Source organism: Convivina praedatoris, assembly GCF_933208495.1.
GTDB classification, from domain to species: Bacteria; Bacillota; Bacilli; order Lactobacillales; family Lactobacillaceae; genus Convivina; species Convivina praedatoris.
In genome coordinates this window covers 146,351-162,594 of sequence record NZ_CAKOET010000002.1, presented here as the reverse complement: position 1 = coordinate 162,594, position 16,244 = coordinate 146,351, and the positions used below count along the sequence as shown (strand labels likewise).

The following is a 16,244-nucleotide window of genomic DNA, read 5'->3' as shown; positions in this document are numbered from 1 at the left end:
ACCCTTACCGATTGAATTGCTGAATGTTAATGATCTGAGATTGCTTATTTTGTCGGAATAAAACCGCCTGGCCAACCTTTAATTGACCCAAATTAGTTGAACTTGGTAAATGTTCGACTTCCTCTTTAGTCTGCAAATTATGAACCAGCCAGGTATGAAATTCACCGCGCAACTGGGCTGGTATATCCAAACTCGATTGGGTGCTCATTAATAAACTCAGACCGAATTTTCGACCTTCTCGTAGAAGGTCGAAAATACCACTCTGTGCCAAAGGTTGATTAACGGGCAAATAACGGTGGGCCTCATCAATCACAATCGCCACCGGACGTCGGCAGCTACTGTTAATTCGCTGATATAAAATTTGATCCATCAATAAGGAAATAACGTTTTGCTGAATATGAGGATAACTTTGTAAATTTGACAAGTTAAGCACCAGGGAACGTTTTTGATTGAGAGTATTTTCAAATTTGCTCAAAATGAAAGATAAATCATACTGAATTATCTGACCATTCGGTTGCCGTAAATGAAAAATACGGCTACACAGAGGATTCCCTAACAACTCCTGTAAAGCCAAAATCTGGGGCCAGTAGTGCCGAATAGCTCGATGGTCAAGTTCTTGCCCCAGATAACTATAATCGGCTTGTTCATTAGCGAGCGGCACCACAAATTCTTGAATTAATTGTTCCGCTAGTAAGTGTAAGGGATAATCATGGCCAAATAGAGCTAATTTTCTTTGCCAAGTCTGATATTGACTGATTTTAAGATTAAGTTTAGTCAGAGTTTTAGCTTGATTAGGATAATTCATATTTTGAATGCGTAATGACACAATGGCTGATTGTAATTTTTCAACCAAAAAATCCGGCCAGTCTAAATCCCACAGCGCTAATAATCGTCTAGCGTCCTGATTGGCCAAATCCACAAAGGCATCTTGCCCGATGGTATAGGTTATGCAATTTGGTAAATCCTGACTATACTCACCAGTTGGATCAAAAATAATATTGGTTAAATCATGCTCCTGTAATTGACTAATAATTTGCTTTAAAGAGGTTGATTTTCCACTACCGGTTTGGCCAACGACTAACAGATGTTGTGCCAGTAAATCGGCGTAAGACGCGCTAACTGGCTGCCCATCAGCTGATTTTCCTAGATAAATTTTTACGTTATTAGATGGTAAGTTCATTATTTTAGCTACTTTTCCACAAATTTAAAAGTTTGACATTGACCTTAGGTCATACTCTATATTAAAGCATGTTGGAGGCGTGTTATGAATCAAAATAATAATTATTCAATTTCTCAATTGGCTCAATTGACTGGTGTTACTACTCGAACACTACGATACTACGACAAAATCAATTTGTTAAAGCCAGAGAAAATTGATCAAAATGGGTATCGACGCTATGCCAAGCCCCAACTTAACACTCTCCAACAAATTTTATACTTTAAAAGCTTAGATTTTAATCTTCAAAAAATTAAAAGTATCTTACAAGATCCGACTTATAACGTGGTACGAGCCCTAGAAATTCAACGCAGGCTTTTAAATCAAGTTATTGAAGAAAAACAACATTTACTGCACAGCATTGACCAATCACTTAAATACTATAAAGGAGAAATAACGATGACCGACCAGGAACAATTTGAAACTTTAAAAAACAGTCTAATGCTACAAAATGACGAACACTATGGGACACAGGCACGAGCGTTATACGGTAATCAAGAATACGAGGCAGTTCAAACGAAAATGGCATCACTCACTCAGACTGACTACCAGTCCTTACAAAAATTAGAAACTAGTATTATCCAAAATCTCGATTTGATGAACGAAAAAGATCTAGCACTAACTCATCCCCTCGCTCAAGATATCTTTCAAGCTCATCAACAGTGGTTAAAAATGATGAATCCGAACTACTCCAGTCAGTATCATTTAGCTATGGCCGATTTGTACGAAGCTGATGAGAGCTTTCAAGCCTACTATGATAGTCGTACCAAAGCTCCTTTAGCTAATTTACTAATTGCTATTATTAGAAATTATGCATAATAAAAAGCGTCCCTAGTTTAATATTAGGAACGCTTTTATTCTTGTTATTCATCGATGGTGATTGGTTTCACTAAAAAATTATCATCAAAGTCACCCGCTAAGGCATGTTCAAAATTCAAAAATGAGGTGGTAATCATGTCATTAAGTGCCTCATTGGTAAACGAACCCAAATGAGGGGTAACGATGACCCGTGGATATAATGATTGCATCCGCCCCACTGTTCCGTCAGCCAGACCGATTTTCTTACCAAAATAAGCTGCTTCGTTTTTAATCACATCAGTGGCAAAGGCTTTAATTTGATGATCTTCAACAGCATCTAAAATTGCCTCTTCATCCGTAATTTCAGCTCGAGACGTATTAACCAAAACCGCACTAGCTTTCATTTGGATGAGCTGTCCTTTTCCAAAAAAATTTTCATTTCCTCCCTTGATATAGGGTATATGCAAAGAAACAATATCTGAACTCTTTAGCAACTCTTTTTGCGTTACGTATGAAACCACATTTGCTAATTCTTGTTTAGGATGACGGTCATATGCAAATACCTGTGCACCAACGCCCTGCCAGAGACGAGCCTCAGCCCGACCAATTTTACCAGTACCGATAATGCCAACTGTCATATTTTGAAATTCAATCGTCAAATAGTTTCCATTAATACGAAAATCGCCTTGAGAAGTATTACGAATAGTATACGGAAGCAAGCGTGATTGCATGATACCTAAACTAAAAGCCAAGTCAGCCACTGCATAGGGCGAATAAGATGGTACATAGGCCACAATCTGTCCATTCTGTTGCGCCTGGTTTAAATCAATGTGATTATAGCCAACCGTCCGCGTGAAGATATAACGGATACCGTAGGCTTTCATCTGATTTAAGTTGTGAGCATCGGCTAAATTATTGGCCCGTAATAACACGCCATCATAACCAGCCGTCAAAACGATATTTTCATGGGTTAAATTGTCAGAGATTAATTTTAATTTGAAATTTTTAGGTTTTAGTTGCTGAAAAAGCTCAATTTCACTGTCTCGAACACCAAAAATAATTATTTTAACCGACATGAAATACGGACCACTTTCTGATTGGATTCCTGACCAATGTGCCTTTTACTGGATGTTTATATCGTCTTTATTTTAAAACTTTTAGAGTGGCGGAAGTGTTAGAAAATGCTAATGAAAAATTAAGATAATACATTATCTAGGTATATAATTAGAGAAAGGAAGATATAAGTAAACATAAACACAGCACTTGATTAGTGCCATCATCACTTCCACTTCGAAAAGAGAAAATTATGTCAAATAAATTAAAGTACTCACTAATTCTTGGGGCAGTGGCTGGTATTTCAGAGTTCTTGCTATCTATTTTTGTATTACAAAAACTAGATAACTTAACGGCCATAATTGTAAACATGATAGCTTTAACTGTAATCGTTCTACTAACCAACTCTATCATTAACAAAATATCACATAATAAAAACGATTAGATTTCAACGTGAAATCTAATCGTTTTCTATCTATCATAATTTCGCTTACCAGAACCACCGACCAATAAAGAAATTAAAAATACCTATCATCAACTTAAATGGTAGCATCATAAACCACCACACCACATATACCATAAAATAAAAGGCACTATAACAAAACGCAATACCAAAGAAAAATAGTAGTATAGCAAGCCCTCCCAATATAAAATCCATAGGCGTTATCTCCTTTATTTTTCTATTCATACAATAAGGAACCTGTCCTTATTAATCTGACCTACTTCTAAAAGTATTTTCTCCCCAGAAAGTGTTTTATCAGAATAGTTTCCTACATTGTAACAAATATCCCTCCTTAAACAAAAAACAGCGATTTCTCGCTGTCACTGTCTACTTTAACAATTCCTGATTCAACTTCGCCACATTTCGCCGAGCCACATACATTGAAATCAACCAAATAATGATATAAACCACCACAAAAATCAATGTATATTGCAGTAAATACCAAAAATTCAATGGGAACCAACCAGCTAGAATAGCCAAGATAGTGTAACCAGTATAGGTTGTTATAAAGTGCCAAACTGTTTGTTTGGTAATACTCCAACTTTCTACTTCGAAAATCATTTGCGCAGTGCTAAATACTACCCCCATCAAGGCCCAAATGACCGCTGATACAGTTATCGCAATTAAATTGTTGGAGAATTGCTCCACAAATTGTGGACTAGATGGATACAAATTGTTGGCTCCATATAACCAAGAAAAAAACAAAGCAGACATAAAGCCGATAAAGGTTCCGGTAATAATGCCAAAGCGAATTATTCGTACATACTTCATAATTTAAAACTCCTTTTAATGGCTTGCATATAACGCCGCGAGGCATAAGTTACCTGCCCATCCGTAAAAATAACCTGATACATCCCAGTTTTTGACAAATCAAATTGCTTTAAATAAAAGCGATTAATAATTTCACTATTGGAAATCTGTAAAAAGCGATGTTCTGGTAAAATTGCGCGCAATTGGTATAAACGTTCCTTTAAACGATAACGCTCAGTTGCAGTTTCGCAGTAGACCAACTTATTTTCAGTGTAAATTCGTTTAATTTTTTGAACAGGTAAATAATGATAAGAGCCATCCTGTTCAATCCGTATTTTTTGACGATCGACCAAGTCTTTTAAATCCTCAAACAGCTCCTGGGTTGCTTGACCATCCTCGCTGGCCCGATAGATAATCATCGGCTTCTGCCCAGCGTCAATTTCTAAATGTACCTCCATCTCACTACTCCTTTCCGTTTATCTATTTATACCGACTTTCCCTTTTTCATGCCAGCAAAAAAAGCTAACCGGTTATCTATGCCTGATAACTGGTTAACTTTGCCAATTCATGATTTTTATAGATGTAAACGCAGATCCAAACCAATGGCTTCGTCATCTTCACTAACCCGTAAAGGTCCCACTAAGAAACGTGTAATCCCAGCTAGCAATACTGTTCCCACTACAACTAACAAAAGAGTAATAACAATGGCAATCAACTGTTGCCCCAGAAGCTCCCAGTGACCATTCACTAGGCCACCCGCATTGCCCAAACTTCTATCAGCAAATACACCGGTTAAAATAGCCCCCAAGGTCCCGCCAATACCATGGATGCCAAAAGCATCTAAGGTATCGTCATAGCCAAAATGACGCTTAATTAAGGTAATGCTATAGATACCAACCACACCAGCGATGGCGCCCATCACAATCGCTGCCCAAGGATGAACAAAACCAGCTGCAGGGGTGATAACCACCAATCCCGACAGACCAGCCGTTACTAGGTCAGCTAGCAACAGATGTCCACGCAATCGATAAGACATCCAAGCTCCGGGTAACAAGGCAGCCGCGGAAGCCAGCCAAGTGTTCATTAGGGCTAGAATTGCCTGATCATTGGCAGCTAAGGCTGAACCAGCATTAAAGCCAAACCAGCCAAACCACAACAGAAAACCACCAACAAAAATATAGGGCGAATAGATTTTTTCATAACTTTGATCCCGACGTGGACCAACCAAGTAAGCTAACACCAATCCAGTCACCCCACTGGAAATATGAACAACCGTTCCGCCAGCAAAGTCGATTGCTCCTAACTTAGCCAGAAAACCATTATCCCAAACCATGTGGGCTAACGGTGAATACACCACCAAAAGCCAGAGGCTGATAAAAACAATCAAAGCACGCAAGCGCACCCGACCAATCACCGAACCAATAATAATGATAACCGTGATGATGGGAAACATTCCCTGAAAGATAGCAAACAAACCGTCTGGAATGGTCAAGCCCCGCGTCGAATGACTAAAGGAAATTTGATTTAAACCCCAGAATTTCAAATTGCCAAGCCAGTCATTACCGCCACCAAAGGCTAGGGTGTAACCCAGTAAAAACCAGATAATTGAAGCAACTCCCATCAAAATTAAGGATGTACCAATTGTATGTAAGCGATTCTTAGGACCACCTAAACCGGCATAAAACAGCGCCAATCCCGGCGACATTATCCAGACTAGCAAAGCCGAAATCAAGACCCAAGTTATGCTACCACTATCCATGTTATCCCACCTCATTTATTTAATAAAAAAAGCATACCAATAGTGAAATGGTCTGCTTAATTTTATGGTAGGTTTCTTAACATGCAATAATAAAAATGTTAGATTAGATAACATTATAACTGTTATTCAGGTACCCGCACTAGGTCATCGGCGACTAAGCGCTCAGCGATTTCCACAGTATTCCAAGCCGCCCCCTTGAGCAAGTTATCCGAAACAACCCACAAGTGGAAAGCCCCTGGATTTTCGCGGTCAGGACGAATCCGGCCCACAAAGGTTTCGCGTTTTCCTTCGGCTGTCAAAGGCTGAGGATAGACTTGGTGGTCCGGATCATCTTGCAAAACAACTCCTTCGCCGGCTGCAATCGCTGCCTTAATGTCATCTGTAGTCGCCTTATCATCAGCGACTTCAAAGTAAACCGACTCACCGTGGGAAATTGGGACTGGTACTCGAACACAGGTAGCCGTAACCTTCAAGTCTTCGGCATCCATGTCATTTAGCATGATTTTTTTAGTTTCATGAATCATTTTCCACTCTTCGTGGGTATAACCATCATCTTCAAAAACATCAATCTGGGGGAGCAAATTAAAGGCCAAAGGATAATGCTCTTTATCACTACCAGTTGGTAGGATAGTTGACTGCATTTCTTTCCCGTTCAAATAATCTTGCGCCTGCTGGAAGAATTCATTCAAAGCCGATTGTCCAGCACCAGAAGCAGCTTGATAAGTTGACACCACGATTTGCTTCAAACCAAACTTATCCAAAACAGGCTTTAATGCTACGACCATCTGAATTGTCGAACAGTTAGGATTGGCAATGATTCCATGATGATTTTTCAACTGATCAGCGTTAACTTCTGGTACGACCAAGGGAACGGTTGGGTCCATGCGAAAGGCGCTGGTGTTATCAACACAGACAGCACCTCGCTTCACGGCTTCTGGTAACAAACGCTTAGAAACCCCACCCCCGGCAGAAGCCAATACTAAATCAACCCCGTCAAAAGCTTCTGGAGTCGCTTCTTCAATCGTGATCGGCTGTCCTTTAAAGTCGACTGTTTTACCAGCTGAACGGCTAGATGCTAACAACTTTAGTGATTTTACTGGCACCGTGGAATGGGCTAATTGATCAATTAAACGGGTTCCCACAGCTCCTGTTGCCCCTAAAATAGCCACATTATATGATTTCATGATTTCATTCCTTTCCCGGCACTAGCTTACCTTGTGCCTGTGCTTGTTTAATCTGTTCAACGGCTTTATGTAATGCATCCAAAGATGAAGCGTAGGACAAACGTACATATCCTTGACCACCTTTACCAAAGGCCGATCCCGGAATCACCCCAACTTTAGCCTGATAAGCCAATTGAAGGGCAAAATCAGTATCATCTTGATTAAAGATGGCTGGAATTTTGACAAAGAGGTAAAAGGCCCCTTCTGGTAAAACAACTGCAAAACCTAAGTCAGTCAAGGCCTGCGCTAAATAATCTCGCCGTTCCCGATAAATTTCACGCATAGCCAAGAAATCACAGCTTCCATGGGCAAAAGCCTCAGTGGCCGCGGCTTGGTCAATGCTGGATGGACAAGTAACCATAAAAGCATGGACCTTGGTTAATTGGGTAATAAATTCCCGAGGACCAGCCACAAAACCAATTCGCCAGCCAGTCATGGCATAGGATTTGGATACGCCCGAGATATAAATTGTTTGCTCAGGTAGTAGTTGAGCAATGGAATGATGCTCCGCTTGATATACTAAATCGCTATAAATTTCATCAGAAAGGACAAAGATAGCATGATTCTTAATGACAGCAGCTAACGCTTGTACTTCTTGGTCAGTTAAGGCAACCCCAGTCGGATTGTTAGGATAGCAAAGTAGCACCGCCTTAACGGCGTCACCATGCTCTACTAGAGCTGCTTCTAGAGCTTCAGCAGTTAGCTTAAAGCCAGTTAAAGAAGTATCAATTTCAACAACTTGTCCGCCCAACATCGTCACAATCGGCTCGTATAACCCAAAGACCGGTGTAGGAATAATAATCTTATCACCGGGATTAATAAGGGTCTCAAAAATGGCATAAATAGCCTCGGTAGCACCAACCGTGGCAATAATCTCGCCCTGAGCATCATAATTTAGCTGATGAAACTCTTTTAAATAAGATTGAATCGCCTGACGCAAGGCCAAGGTTCCCGGTTGCGCCGTGTAGTGAGACTGGTTAGTCTCAATCGCCTTAACGGCCGCAACTTTAATGTGCTCAGGCGTATCCAAATCAGGTTCGCCCAATGTTAACTTGATTAAACCTTCAATACTAGATACTTTTTGGTCAAAACTACGAATACTGGAAGGTTGAACCAAATCGAGGCGCTGATTATAGGTTTGTTTTAATTTATCTGATAAGCCTGGCATCTGATACTCCTTCTACAAAATTTTTTCTAAGCCGATGGTTAATTGATCTAATTGATCAACTTTATTAATGGCAAGTTTTACCCCTTGCATAAAGGAAGCCCGATCAAAACTGTCTTGACGAATAGTCAGTCCTTCACCAGGTCCACCAAAGAGAACCTCTTCATGGGCAATATAGCCGGGCAAACGAACTGCGTGCACACGAATCCCATGATAATCGCCACCCCGAACGCCTGCTAAGGTTTCTTTTGAGTGACCCTGTTCATGTTCTGGGCGTACTTCATCAATCATCTTAGCCGTCATTAAGGCTGTTCCCGAAGGGGCATCCTTTTTATCCTCATGGTGCATTTCAATAATTTCAACATCAGGAAAATACTGGGCCGCTTTTTGCGCAAATTGCATCAATAACACGGCTGAAAGGCCAAAATTAGGGGCAATTAGACCACCCAAACCTTGTTTTTGGCTCATCTCAATCAATTCCTGTTCTTGCCCATCAGATAAACCAGTCGTCCCCACTACCGGATGCAAACCATGTTCAATGGCAAAGCGAGTATTTTGATAAACCGCACTGGGGGTCGTAAAATCTAACCAAATATCAGCATCCAGCTTAATTTGATCTAGTTGATTAAAGACGGCGACATCCTCAGCTAAACCATAACTAGCAGCACCTTGGTCAGCACTGGGAGAATAAACGCCAACTAAATCAAATTCCGGCGTATCAGCAATCATCTTGAGTGCTTTTTGCCCCATGGAACCTTTAAATCCAGCTAAAATTATTTTTGCCATTAATTTAACTCCTTTAGGGTGTGTTGCAAGGCATCCGGTGCCAAGCCTAACTTGGTAGCCAAAATCGCCTTTTCTTCATCATCCAAAGGTAAAATTGGTAACCGCGGCGCACCAACTTGGTACCCTTGGGCAGTCAAAATCGCCTTAACTGGGGCTGGTGAAGAGTACATAAACAAAGCTGCCATCTTGGGGGTTAACTCACTTTGTAAGCGACCGGCTTGTTGGTAATCACCTTGATACAAGACATCATACATCTGCCGCATTTTAGGACCATAGACATGAGAAGCCACCGAGATAATCCCCTTAGCCCCAATAATTTTGGCAAACAAGGCTTGCTCATCTTCTCCACTATAGATCAAAAAGTCAGCTGGTGCATTTTGCACTAAGTATTCTAAATCTGGCATATTGGTACATTGTTTTACACCGACGATATTTGGATTTTGGGCTAAGGTTAAAATAGTCTCATTAGCCATTGTAACCCCAGTCCGACCGGGAATATTATACATAATCACCGGCATGTCACCCTGATCAGCCACTGTCGAAAAATGAGCGATCATCCGCCGCTGATCGGGCTTATTGTAGTAAGGTACGACAACCAGCGCTGCGTTAATCCCCTCAATTTCACTAACTTCCTGAGTCAAACTAATCGTTTCAGCAGTATTATTACTGCCAGTTCCAGCCACAATTGGCACCCTTCCAGCCACAATCTTAGCAAAACGACTATATAATGCCAACTTTTCATCGTGAGATAAAGTTGGTGTTTCACCAGTGGTACCGCCAATAATAAAACCACGGTGCCCTTCTTGTAAGTATCGTTCCGTCAATTGTGCCAAAGTATCGTAGTCAATTTGATCATTTTGGTCAAACGGCGTGATAATCGCGGTCATTAAATCAGCTTCTTCAAACATGGCAGGTCTCCTCTTATTTCTCTTGCATCCGATATTCTAAGAAATCAACAATTGCTTTAACACCAGGTTCAATGGCATCCTCGTTTGGGTTTAACTTAGCCGAATGAAGGGGGTGTTCATCCCCAACCCCAAGCCAGAACATCGTTCCTGGAATTTTAGAAAGTAAGTAACCAAAATCTTCACCGGTCATCGCTGGTTCAGTAATGGTAAATTGACTGGCATGCTGCTTTTCCATATAGTCGATGAAGTTTTCAGTGAGTTTCGGATCATTTTCAACTGGTAAATAACCACCCTGAATGAAGTTCAAGTTGACCTCACAATTGTAACTACGGGCGATTCCGGCCGCAACATCTCGAATTCGCTCATCAATTTGTTCGATGGTTGTTTGCTTTAAGCCTCGAATGGTTCCTTCAAGATGGGCCCGTCCAGCAATGACATTACGAATGGTACCGGCTTCAAACATCCCAAAAGTCACTACACCACTATGAATCGGATCTAAACTACGAGAAATGATGGTTTGAATCTGATTAATAAATTGAGAAGCAGCTACAATCATATCATTGGCATTTTGTGGAAAGGCAGCATGACCACCCTTCCCCACAAAATCAACATCAATTTCAGTTGTCCCAGCAAATAAAGTTCCTAAACGACAACCAATCTGTCCAGCCGGCAAGTCCGGTGTATCATGCAAGCCATAAAATTCATCAGGCCGCCATTGACCTTCAAAAACGCCATCTTCGTATGCTAACAAACCACCATTTTCACTTTCTTCAGCCGGTTGGAAGAAAAAGACCATATTATCCTGCGGTTGATTTTGGGCAAAATAACTCAAAACCGCCAAAGCCACCGTCATATGAATATCGTGACCACAGGCATGCATCACCCCTGGGTGCTTTGACTCAAAAGGTAATCCAGTTTCTTCTTGAACTGGAAGAGCGTCAATATCAGTTCGATAGCCAATCGTCCGCTTAGGATTAACTCCATCAATATGAACTAAAAGAGCCGTCGGTAGTTCTTCAACTTCACGAATCGTTAAATGTTCTTGGTCAAACCCTTGAATAACTTCCTTTATATAGGTATGAGTTTGAAACTCATTTAAAGCTAGTTCAGGAATTTGGTGCAAGTGGCGCCGGATTTGAATTAAATCAGCAGTTTTTAGCATGCAATTATCACAACTTTCTTAAATCATCCTCAAGACCGGTCTTGGACTGTGTCTTACCATCGACATCCTTCACCTTGCGGGCTGGACTTCCAGCTACCACGGTATAAGGCGCCACATCTTCGGTAACGATGGCACCGGCAGCGACAACGGCACCCTTACCGACATGTACTCCTTCAATTACTACCGCATTGGCACCAACCAAGACGTCATCATCAATGCGAACTGGTTCGGCTGAAGCTGGTTCAATTACCCCCGCCAAAACTGCACCAGCGCCAATATGGGCATGTTGGCCCACAATGGCACGGCCACCCATGACCACACCCATGTCAATCATTGAGTTGGCGCCAATTTCACAACCAATGTTAATAGTCGCCCCCATCATAATCACAGCGTTATCACCAATCACGACTTGATCACGAATGACTGCTCCGGGTTCAATTCGAGCATTAATACCTTTTAGGTCTAGCAAAGGCACGGCTGAATTACGGGCATCGTTTTCGATTTGATAATCAGCGATGTCCTTATTTTCTAACAATGGCGCCACGTCAGCCCAATCACCAAAGACGGTCGCAAAGTCGTTTCCACCGAACACCTTGACATTTTTAGGGAAATCAACTTGTTTCAAGTCTCCTTTAAGATACACCTTAACTGGGGTCTTTTTCTTTGCCGAACCGATGTAATTAATAATTTCTTGTGCGTTCAATTCAACCATGGATAAGCTCCTCTATTCTTTCATTCACACTCATTAAGATAATTGCTGACCATTCAAGCCAAAATCTAATCGTTCCAAATCGGCCGGGGTTTCCCGCCGCGTGACCAAAGTTGCTTGGCCATTTTCAACGAAAACGATGGCTGGTTTAGGATTCAAATTGTAATTAGAAGCCATCGAGTAACCATAAGCACCTGTATCAAACATGACTAAAATGTCACCGGGCTGGGTTTCAGGTAAGGCTTGTTCTTGAATCAAGATATCACCCGATTCACAATATTTACCGGCAATGTGTACCGTTTCAACTGCTGGTGCAGCTGGACGGTTAGCAACAGCGGCTTCATATTGAGCGTCATAAAGAGCGGGCCGGATGTTATCACCCATACCACCATCGACGGCTAGATAAGAACGAATTCCTTCGACATCTTTACGAGAACCAATCGTATATAGGCTGTATCCCGCTGGTCCGGCAATCGAACGACCCGGTTCAATCCAGACAGCTGGCGTTTTCAAGCCAGCCTGTTGACTTTCTTGCTTGATAGTCTTGATGATAATATCAACGAACTGCTCAGGTTTTAGTGGTCGATCAGCCTGGGTGTAACGAATACCAAAGCCACCACCCACGTTGATCACTTCGGCCTCATAGTCAAAGCGCTTTTTCCAATCGGCTGCTAAGTCAACTAATTTCTTACCAGCTCCTTCAAAACCAGCTAGTTCGAAAATTTGAGAACCGATATGAGCATGAACCCCTAGCATATGCATTCGTGGTTCTTGCAAAACGCGTTGCAAGGCCTGGTCAGCTTGACCCGTACCTAAATCAAAACCAAATTTACTATCAATTTGTCCAGTCTGAATATATTCGTGGGTATGCGCTGAAATCCCGGGGGTGACTCGGAGCAAAACATTGATTTCAGCCTGTGACTTTTCCAGAATATCACTTAGTAAATCAATCTCATGGAAATTATCTAAGGCAATCACGCCTAATCCCTGGTCAACGGCCAATTGCAATTCCTCTCGGGACTTGTTGTTACCATGAAAGGTCATTTTACTGGCTGGAAAACCAGCATGCAGAGCCATGCTGATTTCACCAGCTGACACAACATCGACATGGCAGTCCATCTCATGAACTAATTGGTACATGGCCGTGTTCGCAAAGGCCTTGCTAGCATAGCAAACAGCATAGTCAACATCATTATTTTTAAAAACTTCCTGAAAATGCTGAATCTGACTCTTAATTTGGCTAACATCATATACCACCAAGGGAGTACCATACTCATGGGCTAAATCAACGGCATCACAGCCACCAATCGTCAAATGACCAGCTGCGTTAATTTGGGATGGGCTAATATGTTCATTCATTATTTATCCAACCTAACTTTAATTTTTCAAATAAAAAAGGATTCCTTCGCACAAAGGGCACACCCTCATACAAAAGAATCCAATCATGACGTCTAGTTATTATCGGTTTCCATTGTCGAAAGCGCCCCACAAGAATTTACTTGTGACAGTTCGCAGCCTCTTAAGCTACGCCCCAGCCTACCGACTACTGTGATAGTTGATAAACTTCGGCAACCTTGCTGTTCGGTTAACGTCACCGCCCTCACAGGGACTTAGTTAACCTAGTAGTCTTAGTTGCAACCTCTTCGATCATTAAAATCTTAGAATATTTTAATTGATTCGTCAAGTCCTAAATCAAAATACTACTTTTTTAATTTTTATTCATATAGTCGCCTTAAATAATACCCGTTTATTAGAAAATCCTTGTTGCATCTATGTAAAATACTGTTAAAATTCAAATTAATCAATCTGTAAGCAAATAATTGGAAGGTATTGGGCATGAAAAAAGTTGTCAAATTTGGCGGAAGTTCACTAGCTGACGGCCGTCAATATCAAAAAGTCGTTGATATTATTAAGAGCGATTCTCAACGCAAAGTGGTGGTAGTTTCCGCTCCAGGAAAGCGTTTTGACGATGATATCAAGGTTACTGATTTACTAATCCAATACGCCCAAGAAAGTCAGCAAGCCGGCCCTCAGACAGCTCAAACAGAAATTATTGCCCGCTATCAAGCTATTAGTGATTATTTCCAACTTGATGCGGCAACCTTTGTCCCCATTCTAGATACCATCCTAGCCCTACCTGACCAAAAATTCATTGACTCAGATTACCGCCTAGCCTATTTTAAGGCACATGGTGAAAAATTAAACGCCATGCTAATGGCCATGGTTCTGCAAAAATTAGGGCTTCCCGCTCGCTTCATTGATCCGGCTCAAGCTGGGTTAATTGTCAGTGATGATGCCAATAGTGCAACGGTTCTACCTGAAACCTATACCAATTTAGCACAACTGAAGTATGAAGAGCAGGATATTTTAGTTTTCCCAGGCTTCTTCGGTATTACCAAAAATGAGCAAATTGCAACTTTTGCCCGTGGCGGTTCGGACATCACCGGATCCATTGTTGCGCGCGGTCTGGGCATCTCTCTTTATGAAAATTTTACCGATGTCTCTTCAATTTACGTGGCTAACCCTAAGATTATTGACAAGCCAGCTCCCATCGCTGAGATGACCTATCGAGAAATGCGGGAATTATCATATGCTGGTTTTTCCGTTTTCAACGATGAAGCGATTATCCCAGCCATTGAGGGTGAGGTCACAATTAACGTCAAAAACACCAATGATCCCCAGGCACCCGGTACCATGATTGTCCCCGAAGACGGCTTCCAGCCCCAGTATCCGATTACTGGGGTCACTAGTTCCAATCATTTTTCCGCTTTGTATTTGCACCGGTATCTCTTAAACCAAGAAGTTGGTCTGACTTTGAAGTTGTTGCAAATCTTTTATAAATACGGCATTTCATATGAACACATGCCATCTGGAATTGATGATTTAACCATTATTTTTGATAACCGACAATTCAATCAAACTACTATTCAGCAATTATGTCAGGAAGTGCAAGACGTCTTACACCCGGATACTTTGAAGTGGATTGACGATTATTCCATTATTATGGTGGTCGGCGAAGGGATGCTTCGTCAAAGCAAAGCTACTAGCGAGGCAATCAATGTTTTGGCCCAAAAAGGGATTCCTGTCAATATGATTAATCAAGGCGCTTCCCAAATTTCAACCATGATTGGTACCAGCCGAGCTGATGCTAATCAAGCCGTCATCGATATTTATCATCACTTTTTTAAAAACAGAAAAGAGGCCTAATAATGGCAGAATTAACCCGTGTTCACGGTTCTGAAAATCAATTTTTCATCCTAGATCAAACTAGTTTAGACCAAGCTTTGTCCGAAGAAGAACTCACACAATTAGCCTTAAATTACTGTCAAAAAGACGCTAACTGGGCCGGTGCAGATGGTGTTTTAGTTATTGAAGCAGCTACCCATCCTGGTCCTATCGGGCGAATGATAGTCGTCAACGCTGATGGTAGCCGAGCTTCCATGTGTGGTAACGGCTTACGCTGTGTTGGGCGTTACCTGGCTGAAAAATATAATCAAACTGAATTCACAGTTGAGACCTCAGCAGCTGATTTACGAGTTAGCCATAAAAAAGATTTAGCCCCTGAAGTCAAAGCTTTTTCAGTTGAAATTTCACCGGTTAGCTATGAACGAACTGCCCTGCCATTTGACAAGTTAGGCAAGGATGAAATTATTAATGAATATTTACCTGAACTTAGTGACCGACTTCTTTTTACAGGACTGGCCGTACCTAATCCACATCTGATCAGCTTTGTAAAGGATGAAGAAGATCTCAGCCAAACTCTAGGTGATTTAGGTCAAAAATTAAATCAAACCAATCCATATTTCCCGGATGGTGTCAATGTTAATTTCGCTAAAATTCTCGGTCCTAATCGTCTTTTTGTACGAACATATGAACGCGGAGTGGGCTTTACTAATGCCTGTGGAACTGGGATGTCAGCGACATCGTTAGCTTTTGCGCAAAACTATCCTGACTTGGTCGATGTTCGACAACCAATCGAAGTCTTTAACCCTGGCGGAATGGTCAAAACGATTGTCCATCCTAATGGCGCACAACAGTGGATTGAACTAATTGGTAACGCTACTTTTACGGCTAAAATAACCCTTGATGAGGCCCTACTTCATTCTAGTCAGTTACAACCAGATCAGCTAAGTATTACATCAACAACCGAAGAAAAAGCTTATCTCAACTTTGTTAATAGTTTAAATCGAAAGTAAAAAGGACGTGCTAATTG

At 41.4% G+C, this 16,244-nt stretch carries 15 protein-coding genes and 1 riboswitch; of the genes, 3 read left to right on the top strand and 12 right to left on the bottom strand.

The features are described from left to right. Window positions 1-4: 4 nt before the first annotated feature. On the bottom strand, window positions 5-1,180 hold the full coding sequence (locus M4974_RS02510; RefSeq protein ID WP_248705939.1) for an ATP-binding protein: 1,176 nt from the start codon (window positions 1,178-1,180) through the stop codon (window positions 5-7). Between the two features lie 84 nt (window positions 1,181-1,264). Here M4974_RS02510 and M4974_RS02505 point away from each other — a divergent pair, with 84 nt between their 5' ends. Next, window positions 1,265-2,035 (top strand): MerR family transcriptional regulator, encoded by a 771-nt coding sequence (locus M4974_RS02505; protein WP_248705938.1) that lies wholly within the window; start codon window positions 1,265-1,267, stop codon window positions 2,033-2,035. Window positions 2,036-2,079: 44 nt separating this feature from the next. On the opposite strand, the gene M4974_RS02500 is transcribed toward M4974_RS02505, so the two are convergent. The 11 genes from M4974_RS02500 to lysA form a co-directional block, all read right to left on the bottom strand. Further along, window positions 2,080-3,090, bottom strand: a complete 1,011-nt coding sequence (locus tag M4974_RS02500) for an NAD(P)-dependent oxidoreductase (RefSeq protein ID WP_248705937.1) — start codon at window positions 3,088-3,090, stop codon at window positions 2,080-2,082. Window positions 3,091-3,896: 806 nt separating this feature from the next. After that, window positions 3,897-4,340, bottom strand: a complete 444-nt coding sequence (locus M4974_RS02495) for a DUF3021 domain-containing protein (RefSeq protein WP_248705936.1) — start codon at window positions 4,338-4,340, stop codon at window positions 3,897-3,899. Further along, the gene (locus M4974_RS02490; RefSeq protein ID WP_248705935.1) at window positions 4,337-4,777 is read right to left on the bottom strand and encodes a LytTR family DNA-binding domain-containing protein; all 441 of its coding nucleotides are present in this window, start codon (window positions 4,775-4,777) and stop codon (window positions 4,337-4,339) included. The genes M4974_RS02495 and M4974_RS02490 overlap by 4 nt, the downstream gene beginning before the upstream one ends. A 116-nt stretch (window positions 4,778-4,893) precedes the next feature. After that, entirely contained in the window at window positions 4,894-6,078 is a 1,185-nt protein-coding gene (locus tag M4974_RS02485) for an ammonium transporter (RefSeq protein ID WP_248705934.1), read from the bottom strand. A 122-nt stretch (window positions 6,079-6,200) separates the two neighbouring features. Further along, the gene (locus M4974_RS02480) at window positions 6,201-7,265 is read right to left on the bottom strand and encodes an aspartate-semialdehyde dehydrogenase (RefSeq protein WP_248706071.1); all 1,065 of its coding nucleotides are present in this window, start codon (window positions 7,263-7,265) and stop codon (window positions 6,201-6,203) included. Window position 7,266: 1 nt separating this feature from the next. After that, window positions 7,267-8,469: an aminotransferase class I/II-fold pyridoxal phosphate-dependent enzyme gene (locus M4974_RS02475; protein ID WP_248705933.1), complete on the bottom strand. Its 1,203-nt coding sequence runs from the start codon at window positions 8,467-8,469 to the stop codon at window positions 7,267-7,269. 12 nt (window positions 8,470-8,481) lie between these two features. Next, on the bottom strand, window positions 8,482-9,252 hold the full coding sequence (gene dapB / locus M4974_RS02470; RefSeq protein ID WP_248705932.1) for a 4-hydroxy-tetrahydrodipicolinate reductase: 771 nt from the start codon (window positions 9,250-9,252) through the stop codon (window positions 8,482-8,484). Next, window positions 9,252-10,160 (bottom strand): 4-hydroxy-tetrahydrodipicolinate synthase, encoded by a 909-nt coding sequence (gene dapA / locus M4974_RS02465; RefSeq protein ID WP_248705931.1) that lies wholly within the window; start codon window positions 10,158-10,160, stop codon window positions 9,252-9,254. Before dapA ends, dapB begins: the two co-directional genes overlap by 1 nt. A 13-nt stretch (window positions 10,161-10,173) precedes the next feature. After that, complete coding sequence (locus M4974_RS02460) at window positions 10,174-11,322, bottom strand: N-acetyldiaminopimelate deacetylase (protein ID WP_248705930.1); 1,149 nt, start codon at window positions 11,320-11,322, stop codon at window positions 10,174-10,176. A 7-nt stretch (window positions 11,323-11,329) separates the two neighbouring features. Further along, complete coding sequence (gene dapD / locus M4974_RS02455) at window positions 11,330-12,034, bottom strand: 2,3,4,5-tetrahydropyridine-2,6-dicarboxylate N-acetyltransferase (RefSeq protein WP_248705929.1); 705 nt, start codon at window positions 12,032-12,034, stop codon at window positions 11,330-11,332. A gap of 33 nt (window positions 12,035-12,067) precedes the next feature. Continuing rightward, window positions 12,068-13,390 (bottom strand): diaminopimelate decarboxylase, encoded by a 1,323-nt coding sequence (lysA, locus tag M4974_RS02450; RefSeq protein WP_248705928.1) that lies wholly within the window; start codon window positions 13,388-13,390, stop codon window positions 12,068-12,070. 110 nt (window positions 13,391-13,500) lie between these two features. Further along, window positions 13,501-13,683: riboswitch (Lysine riboswitch) on the bottom strand. 184 nt (window positions 13,684-13,867) lie between these two features. Between lysA and M4974_RS02445 the strand changes: the two genes are divergently transcribed. Together M4974_RS02445 and dapF are read left to right on the top strand one after the other, a co-directional pair. After that, entirely contained in the window at window positions 13,868-15,238 is a 1,371-nt protein-coding gene (locus tag M4974_RS02445; RefSeq protein WP_248705927.1) for an aspartate kinase, read from the top strand. A gap of 2 nt (window positions 15,239-15,240) precedes the next feature. Continuing rightward, window positions 15,241-16,227 (top strand): diaminopimelate epimerase, encoded by a 987-nt coding sequence (gene dapF / locus M4974_RS02440; RefSeq protein WP_248705926.1) that lies wholly within the window; start codon window positions 15,241-15,243, stop codon window positions 16,225-16,227. Window positions 16,228-16,244 lie beyond the last annotated feature (17 nt).

What these genes read in the sequence shown, in the direction of transcription:
- M4974_RS02460 (WP_248705930.1), bottom strand. Translation starts at nt 11,322, where the DNA reads ATGCTAAAAACTGCTGATTTAATTCAAATCCGGCGCCACTTGCACCAA.
- dapF (WP_248705926.1), top strand. Translation starts at nt 15,241, where the DNA reads ATGGCAGAATTAACCCGTGTTCACGGTTCTGAAAATCAATTTTTCATC.
- M4974_RS02510 (WP_248705939.1), bottom strand. Translation starts at nt 1,180, where the DNA reads ATGAACTTACCATCTAATAACGTAAAAATTTATCTAGGAAAATCAGCT.
- dapD (WP_248705929.1), bottom strand. Translation starts at nt 12,034, where the DNA reads ATGGTTGAATTGAACGCACAAGAAATTATTAATTACATCGGTTCGGCA.
- M4974_RS02485 (WP_248705934.1), bottom strand. Translation starts at nt 6,078, where the DNA reads ATGGATAGTGGTAGCATAACTTGGGTCTTGATTTCGGCTTTGCTAGTC.
- M4974_RS02495 (WP_248705936.1), bottom strand. Translation starts at nt 4,340, where the DNA reads ATGAAGTATGTACGAATAATTCGCTTTGGCATTATTACCGGAACCTTT.
- lysA (WP_248705928.1), bottom strand. Translation starts at nt 13,390, where the DNA reads ATGAATGAACATATTAGCCCATCCCAAATTAACGCAGCTGGTCATTTG.
- M4974_RS02490 (WP_248705935.1), bottom strand. Translation starts at nt 4,777, where the DNA reads ATGGAGGTACATTTAGAAATTGACGCTGGGCAGAAGCCGATGATTATC.
- M4974_RS02445 (WP_248705927.1), top strand. Translation starts at nt 13,868, where the DNA reads ATGAAAAAAGTTGTCAAATTTGGCGGAAGTTCACTAGCTGACGGCCGT.
- M4974_RS02505 (WP_248705938.1), top strand. Translation starts at nt 1,265, where the DNA reads ATGAATCAAAATAATAATTATTCAATTTCTCAATTGGCTCAATTGACT.
- M4974_RS02475 (WP_248705933.1), bottom strand. Translation starts at nt 8,469, where the DNA reads ATGCCAGGCTTATCAGATAAATTAAAACAAACCTATAATCAGCGCCTC.
- M4974_RS02500 (WP_248705937.1), bottom strand. Translation starts at nt 3,090, where the DNA reads ATGTCGGTTAAAATAATTATTTTTGGTGTTCGAGACAGTGAAATTGAG.
- dapB (WP_248705932.1), bottom strand. Translation starts at nt 9,252, where the DNA reads ATGGCAAAAATAATTTTAGCTGGATTTAAAGGTTCCATGGGGCAAAAA.
- dapA (WP_248705931.1), bottom strand. Translation starts at nt 10,160, where the DNA reads ATGTTTGAAGAAGCTGATTTAATGACCGCGATTATCACGCCGTTTGAC.